The sequence below is a fragment of the Methanospirillum sp. genome (assembly GCF_035406105.1).
Taxonomy (GTDB): Archaea; Halobacteriota; Methanomicrobia; order Methanomicrobiales; family Methanospirillaceae; genus Methanospirillum.
On record NZ_DAONKG010000128.1, the window covers coordinates 1 to 7,298 of the forward strand.

The 7,298-nt window shown below is 45.5% G+C and carries 6 protein-coding genes; 3 read left to right on the forward strand and 3 right to left on the reverse strand.

What is annotated here, in order from left to right:
- The coding region (locus tag PLA23_RS08550) for a M48 family metallopeptidase (protein WP_324474866.1) at positions 1-530 on the forward strand (530 nt) is incomplete at its 5' end.
- 14 nt (positions 531-544) lie between these two features.
- Here the strand turns inward: PLA23_RS08550 and PLA23_RS08555 are convergent.
- Positions 545-1,933 carry an MFS transporter gene (locus PLA23_RS08555; protein ID WP_324327729.1) on the reverse strand — a complete coding sequence of 463 codons (1,389 nt, stop codon included), beginning with the start codon at positions 1,931-1,933 and terminating at the stop codon, positions 545-547.
- 173 nt (positions 1,934-2,106) lie between these two features.
- Here PLA23_RS08555 and PLA23_RS08560 point away from each other — a divergent pair, with 173 nt between their 5' ends.
- Positions 2,107-3,036, forward strand: coding sequence for an RNA-binding protein (locus PLA23_RS08560; protein WP_324474867.1), 930 nt, complete (start codon positions 2,107-2,109; stop codon positions 3,034-3,036).
- 613 nt (positions 3,037-3,649) lie between these two features.
- On the opposite strand, the gene PLA23_RS08565 is transcribed toward PLA23_RS08560, so the two are convergent.
- Complete coding sequence (locus tag PLA23_RS08565) at positions 3,650-4,762, reverse strand: hypothetical protein (protein WP_324327733.1); 1,113 nt, start codon at positions 4,760-4,762, stop codon at positions 3,650-3,652.
- A 211-nt stretch (positions 4,763-4,973) separates the two neighbouring features.
- Entirely contained in the window at positions 4,974-6,476 is a 1,503-nt protein-coding gene (locus tag PLA23_RS08570; protein ID WP_324474869.1) for an SLC13 family permease, read from the reverse strand.
- Positions 6,477-6,557: 81 nt separating this feature from the next.
- On the opposite strand from PLA23_RS08570, the gene PLA23_RS08575 reads away from it, so the two are divergent.
- On the forward strand, positions 6,558-7,298 hold a 741-nt coding region (locus PLA23_RS08575), incomplete at its 3' end, for a DNA adenine methylase (RefSeq protein WP_324474868.1).

Consider the following 7,298-nt stretch of genomic DNA (forward strand, 5'->3'; position numbering starts at 1 on the left):
ATACCATTGCGAGTACACGCCCTCTTCCTCCAAAAAGGACTTATGAGGATGGAGAGATCTTTCCCTTTCTTGGAGAATCAGTCACCATCAGAATCAGACGTGGAGAGGGTGTTCCTTTTTTGCGATCCGGTGATGAACTCATTATCACTATCCCGGGAGAATATACCCGTTATTATGAAGAGAAAACAATAAAAGAGATTATTTCCGGGTATTTTGCAGAGGAGTTATATAAGTTTTCAAAACCGGTTTTTACCAGATATGCAGACATCCTGCAGATTCCCGTTCCTCCCATTAAAATCAGGGACCAGAAGACAAAATGGGGAACATGTACACCAAGAAGCATCATCCTCAACCTTAGACTGTGCATGGCACCATGTCATATCATCGAATATGTCATCGTCCATGAGCTGGCTCATAAAATCCACCCGAATCACTCCCCCCGGTACTGGAGTCTGGTTGAGCGGCTGATGCCGGATTACAAGGTACGGCGGGAATACCTGAAAAATCACGGGTATGAATGGGTTTTATAAGGCTTATTCTCTTATTAGTTCATTGTTTTCCCGTTCCTGACCGTTCCCCGTATATATGATGTTATGATGCCAAGAATCCCAAGTGCTATGAAGATGATAAAAATGATTGAGATACTTTTCTCCAGCTGCTGATACACACCAGGTGTTATCTGAACGGTTCCGATAACCAGAGAAAAGACCATCATGGCGATTGCAAGGCTGATAAGTTGTCCGACTGACCGCATGGTTGCAACCATCCCTGAAGCCATTCCCAGATCACCAACCTGAACCGAGCTCATAATTGCATTGGTATTTGGTGAGGAGAATAATCCATATCCAAGACCGAGGGTTGCAAGACCCAGAAGAATCCACACAATTGCGTGGGATTGTAATACAACCAGAAGAATTCCCAGGCCGATGGTCGTCATAACCATCCCAAGGGTTGCGATTATTGCAGGTTCCACCGAATCTGATGCCTTCCCGGCCAGGGGGGATATCACCGTCTGAACAAGAGGCTGGGCAAGGAGAATCATACCGGTTGTTGCCGGGTCCAGACCCTGATTATACTGGAGTGACAGACTTACTAAAAACCCGACGGCAAATACCACTGCATAGTTGATCATGGCTGCAATATTGGAGCAGAGAAACGTTTTGTTAGTCCTGAAGGTTGATAACCTGATAAGGGGTTTTTCCTGCTGCTGTTCCCACTTCGCAAAGAAATAACCTCCTGCCAGTCCCAGCCCTATCCATATCAGGCCGAATGGAGAAGGAAGAACCGTAAGGCCATACATAATGCCCATAAGCATACATCCATAAAGAACGGCTCCACCAGAATCAAATCTGGTCTTTTCATGCTCACTCCATTCATCCCGCAGATAGATGAGGGTTAGAATAACGACCAGAATGGCAAGCGGGACGTTTACAAGAAATATTGACGGCCATCCACAGAACTGTGTCAGAAATCCGCCCATGACCGGACCGAGGGATAGGCCTGCATATACCGTTGCGGTGATAATGCCTATAGCCTGCCCGCGTTCACCCGGATGAAAAACCACGGTCACAATAGCCATAGACGTTGAGAATACCATCGCCCCGCCAAGACCCTGAATCATCCGAGCAATGATAATGAGATTCCCGGTCCATGACAAGGCTGCAAGAAGTGAACCACATGCAAAAAGTATGTTGCCCAGAATGAAAATCCGCTTTCTTCCATATATGTCGGCAAGCCTACCAAAAGGGAGCATGCAGACCGCTGCGATAAGAAGATATGCAGTCGTAACCCAGCCCAGGGTTACCGCATCCAGACCAAACGAAGAGCCAATGGCCGGTAGTGCCACATTTAATGAAGATACTGTATACGGAACCAGAAATGAGGCAAGGGAAGATATGAACAGGATGACCGGTTTTACGGCCGGATTATACATGGAGAACAGAGTTTCTCATCAGATCTCATGAACATGCCTTTCTGATCACAGGAGGGTATGACGGGTATAACAAAAGGCATGTCATTACATTATCATCTCAAAAACAAGATCTGTGATGTATCATGTTAGGTCATACCTTTCCCTTTTATAGTCAGGAAGAAGCCGAACAATTCGTGAAATATTTACGTAAAAATGGCGTATCTTCAAGGATTGAATCCGCTTCAGATTCCTCTTTCCGGTTTCTTGTTTCCGGCACATATGACAATCTTGTCTCCTATTTTACCTATTGCCAAAAAGAATTACAGAACGAACTTGAAGATAACAACAGGAGGAAAGAAGATGATAAACAGGAAGATCTGGATGATGAATCCGTTGATAACTGGATGAATGAGATAGAGCAGGAACTGCATCAGGTGGAGGAGATACTCGCCCAGCTCTCTCTTGAACGGAATTATTCTCTCCAGAACCTGGAAGGAAAGAGCGTGGGAGATGTTGTATACAAGCGTAAACCACATCAGGTCCTCAATGAGGAGGAAATAACATCAGCGCTTGAAGAATTAGTGCGGTATACGGTACTTCTCAATAATAAGGTAGTCGATTATCAGGATGGAAAGTTAGTCTTTCAAAAGATTATCCCGGCTGATGAACTCATCTATGTTTGTTCTCCACCGGTCATCCTCCTCCCAAAGGATGAAGAACTTGAATCATTCAATATCACAAAAATCCATAAAATAACGTTATTATCGCGCTATCTTGTTCATGCCGGAGCTGAGCTCATATTCAGGATCTCCCTTGATGAACTGCGTGAAGAATTGGGCAAATATGACATGTCAGAAGAAGATTTTGTTCAGATAATTAAATCAGTACTATCAAAGCGGTCGGTTGTTGATTATTTCATCTATCTTATAAATCGTACAAAAGCGGAGACCATCGACGATCTTATCAGAGCCAAGGATGAGATCCCTGATAAAGAGATTGATGGACCTCGGAAACTGGAAAGATTTGACATACCAAGTGATGAGTATGTCAGACTGGTCGTTGAGGATTTGAAAAAACTGGATATTATCCGGCTCAAAGGAAATAAAATAAAATTGAACCTCTAATTATTCTTTTTTTTCTGAAAAGATCTGGTTCTATTGAGATAAGGCCATACACCCTTCTTCGTGTGCAGCATGGTGGTGGTTATTGCCAGATCCCCGGATACCCGCGGGGTTGCATACTGTTGCACACTCCCCTTATCCCTGAGACAATATGACCTGGCATCACCCTACAGGACGGTCAAAGCGAGGCGATCCGGAATGGTGATATCGATACTGTTAGCCGCTACCACCAGGCGATTGTTCCGGCGGTATTCAGCGCGCTTATATCACGATGCTGTTTTCCTATACCGACGATGTCATCCTGCACAATCTCATTTGTCGCTGAAATGACCGTTTTTCCCCGGAATTGATAGTTGCGTATGAGGGTGCCGTTGTCTGATCAAGGCCCCTGATATTGATAAAATCGAAACGGAAGGAACCGATACGACTGGCATCGTCTGTTCAAATGTCCATCCTCCGATTGCCATGAATGAGAGAAACAACAGACCGATCCACGCATCACTACGCGATATACAAGCCGGGGTGATATATTCAATGATTTACAGATTGTTTATATCCGGTTTTCTAAAGCGGTTTTGAATGCAGGTAAAAAAGGCAAATCCTGATTGAATCAGGATTAGATGGTAACACCGGATTCGTACCCAAACGTCTTTTGGAAGTTCTTGATACCACCAGATACCGTAGTTTTGTCAGACCACTGGTTCGTTGTAGACGGAATGTCTGATTTGCCGCGGGCTTCCATTATAGAGCCAGCGAATTCAGTCTTAACAGTTCCTTCTGCAAATCCGGAGCCGGAACCAGGAATCGGAGTGACGGCGATCTGATAGAAGAGACCGGCCGGAACATCACTTGTTGCTGCAACAGCCCGGAGAGATCCTTTTGTGGAAACCTGACCGCTGTTGAAGTTGATAAGTTCGCTCTTTGCCTGTACCACATTACAGAATGCGGGAATGACACTCTCCTTTGCCGATGCAAAGACACATCTGATAGAATCATCGGTATTTGCATAATTACCCGCGACATCAAGGCTCCACTCTTCACTACCGACAAGGAATGACCCGTCGATGCTCTCATAGGAAAGCACTTTCTCAACCTCCAGGTTAGAAAGCCCTTTGCCCTTATTCTGTGAGTCAAAGCCAAGGTCCTTGTTGAGCATGAGATGACCACCATTTGTCATAATGCTGTCAGAGAATGTCACAATAGCAATCGATTCACCTGGATTTAATCTACTGTCATGGATACTGCCATATTCCGTATCCTGGGTCTTTGAATATGATGAAGCATCAAGAGTATTCAGAATCGACTGCCAGGTCTTCCCCCACCAGGGATCAGTTGGGGCAATGTCGGGTAATGCCAGATCATTGAGGAGATAATCAGGTACGGTAAGTGAATAGAGCTGATTTCCTGAACCGACCGAGTACGATAGTCCTGCAACAGATGACTTTGCAGCAGCAAGTGCCCGCACCTGTTCTGTGGTCAGGATTGTCGGATTGGATCCGCTGCCTCCGGTCAGTTGTGCAGTCGTAACCGGTGTTTCAGAGTCATCGATCGTCCATGACATATACGATTTGTCAGATACGAACCCGACAACATCGATGATCGTGGAGATACTGATCTTCTGATTTTCAGGCACCTGTGAGGGAAGCCGGTCTGCATACACACAACCGGACAGCACCAGAAGGAAAACCACAGCCGCTGAAATAATACGATTTAAACGTGATACCTCCATTATACACCCTGGACAACACGCTCTCTGTAGAAACTGTCACAGATGAATCCGCCTCATGATGACTCCTGTTCATTCATGACTGGTCTGATTCCCTGTGAACCTCTCAGTACCTCGTGTCCCTGTTTTTAAGTAGTTTCTTCTTTTTCAGATGAACCTGTAAAAAAGTCTTTATAACATTTTTAATGAAATAATCACATTAAAAATTAATTTTTTATGGTGCAACTGCCCAGGAGGGAAGTTCAAAGGTTATTCCCAGAGCCCAGAGTACGACGGTATACATAAATATGGTAACCAGGAGAACACCGATCATATTCAGAATGAAACCGGTTTGCATCAGATCCCGCATCGTCATGTAGCCGGTACCATAGGCAACCGCATTTGGCGGGGTTGCAACCGGCAGCATGAAAGCAAGCGATGCAGTCAGGGCAGCCGTAAGCATGAGAATGATTGGATTTATCATGAGACTGACCGATGTGACTGCAAGGATTGGCATCATTACCGAGGCGATTGCAGTATTTGAAGTCACTTCGGTCAGGAATGAGACCAGAATCGCAACAAGAAACACTATAATTAATGCATTGAGTATTGAAAGTCCGGTCAAATGCTTTACCAGTTCATCTGCAAGGCCGGATTTGATAAATCCTTTTGAAAGACAGATCCCCCCGCCAAAGAGAAGAAGGATGCCCCAGGGAATCTTTGTCACGGATTCCCAGTCCATGGTATACTGCCGGTTTTTGATACTCACCGGGAGGAGGAAGAGGAGGATAGCTCCAAACATCGCAATCGTTGAGTCATCAATACCGGGAAACAGTATATCAAGTCCGGGTATTGTGATATCACCGATCTTTTTCGTCGAGGAAAAGATCCACATCAGAGCAGTCATGCTAAAAACAATCAGGGTCCACCGCTCGCCAGGTGTGATCTTACCAAGTTTTCGAAGTTCTTCACTGATGATCTCCCGGCTATGAGGAAGTTTTGACGGAAGGTGCCTGAACGGACCATACACCAGCCAGAGCCAGGTGAGCGGAATAAAGATTGCAACAAGCGGGATGCCAAAAACCATCCAGTCTACAAACCCGATGGAGGGTGCATCTGGAAAGAGTGTCTTCAACTGGGCAAGAAATATCCCATTTGGCGGGGAGCCGATAATAGTTCCAAGGCCCCCGATTGATGCGGCGTATGCGATAGAGATAACAAGAGCCTTCGCAAAGTCAAGACCTCCCTCCTCACCTGATGTTTCCCGAAATGCGTCTACCCCAATCGTTCCGATGATGGCAACAGCAATCGGGATCATCATCATCGCCGTGGCCGTGTTTGAGATCCACAGGGATATAAATGCGGTTGCAATCATAAAGCCCAGAATGATCTGTTTTGGACTTGTTCCGGTCAGAAGAATGATGGAGAGGGCAATTCTCCGGTGTAGGTTCCATTTTTGCATAGCGGCGGCGATAATAAATCCACCAAGAAAGAGGAATATGGTTTTATCTGCGTACGGTGCCGAGGCCTCAGCCGGGCTTAATACACCGAGCAGAGGAAAACCAACGAGCGGAACCATAGCGGTTGCCGGTATAGGGATTGCCTCGGTAATCCACCAGATAACCATAAGTATCGTCACAGCCGCCGTTGCCTGAATCTCCCATGATATGAAGATAGATCCGGGCATGGCCAGAATAAGGCCGCTTACCACCAGGCCCAGAAGGAGACAAAAAAAAATTCTTCATTCGTTATACATGTGAATCACATCGTTATAATCCGTCCGAATTATCTCCTCGAAGGGTCACATACTACAGGGTTTATGAAACAGGATCGACAGCACCTTATCCGGTCACTTCGCGGCAGACGCTCGAAAGGAGAGGATGAGTATGCAAAGCCATTCTTTAAATGGGCCGGGGGAAAGAGTCAGCTCCTCTATGAATTTGATTCCCGTTTTCCACACTCTCTCGAGACCGATGCCCTCGTCAGCTATATTGAGCCATTCGTTGGTGGTGGTGCAGTCTTTTTTTATATTGCACAACTTTATCCCATCAAAGAATCTGTCATCTGTGATATCAATCCCGAGTTAATTCTGACCTGGAGAGTTGTCAAACAGGATGTCACCGCTCTCATCAGACTTTTAAGTGATTTACAGGAGATGTATGACACCCGTGACGAGGCTCTCCAACTGGACCTTTTTTATCAGATCCGTGATGATCTGAACCGGCAAAAACCTTCGTTTGATTATGAAACTTATGGCAGTCATACCATTAAACGGGCATCACAATTATTATTCCTGAATAAGACGTGTTTTAACGGACTTTTCAGACTCAATTCCAGGGGAGAATTTAATGTGCCCTTTGGGAAATATAAAAACCCAAATATTGTTCAGGAAAAAAACCTGATACGGGCATCACATCTTCTTACGCATACCACCATTATTCAGGGTGATTTTACCACCTGCCTTGAGTATGTCACCAGCAGCTCATTTGTTTATATTGATCCCCCGTACCGGCCGCTCAATAAAACCTCATCGTTTACTGCGTATTCGCAGGAGGGATTT